Source organism: Pseudomonas sp. SED1, from assembly GCF_034044025.1.
GTDB lineage: Bacteria > Pseudomonadota > Gammaproteobacteria > Pseudomonadales > Pseudomonadaceae > Aquipseudomonas.
Map to the genome: position 1 here is coordinate 1 of NZ_JAXCIS010000078.1, position 620 is coordinate 620.

Genomic DNA, 620 nt, shown 5'->3' on the forward strand with positions numbered 1-620 from the left:
CCGGTCACCGTGACCCTGTCGAACGGCCAGGTCATCACCATCGACGCGGGCAAAACCACGGGCACCGTGGTTTTCCAGACTCCGGTCAATGACGTCTACAACAACGGTTCGACCGTTAGCACAACCATTACCACCGCTACTGGCGGCAACTTTGAGAAGTTGGTCCCGGATAACACCAATCCGCCGACCACCACGATTACCGACTCGATCGACACCACCACGGTAACGCTGTCGACCACCGATACCGCGATCACTGAAGGCGGTCAGATCACCTACACCGCGACCTTGAGCAACGAAGCTCACGCGCCGGTGACCGTGACCCTGTCTAACGGCCAGGTGATCACCATTGATGCGGGCAAAACCACGGGCACCGTGGTTTTCCAAACGCCGGTCAATGACGTTTACAACAACGGTTCCACCGTTAGCACCACGATTACAGCGGCTACTGGCGGTAACTTTGAGAAGTTGGTCCCGGATAACACCAATCCGCCGACCACCACGATTAGCGACTCGATCGACACCACGACCGTAACGCTGTCGACTAACGACACTGCGATCACTGAAGGCGGTCAGATCACCTATACCGCGACCTTGAGCAACGAAGCGCATGCGCCGGTGAC

1 protein-coding gene is annotated in these 620 nt (G+C 57.6%); it reads left to right on the forward strand.

Annotation, left to right across the window (positions count from 1 at the left end; all coding sequences use genetic code 11):
- On the forward strand, positions 1–620 hold a 620-nt coding region (locus SNL23_RS11395), incomplete at both ends, for an immunoglobulin-like domain-containing protein (protein WP_318302286.1).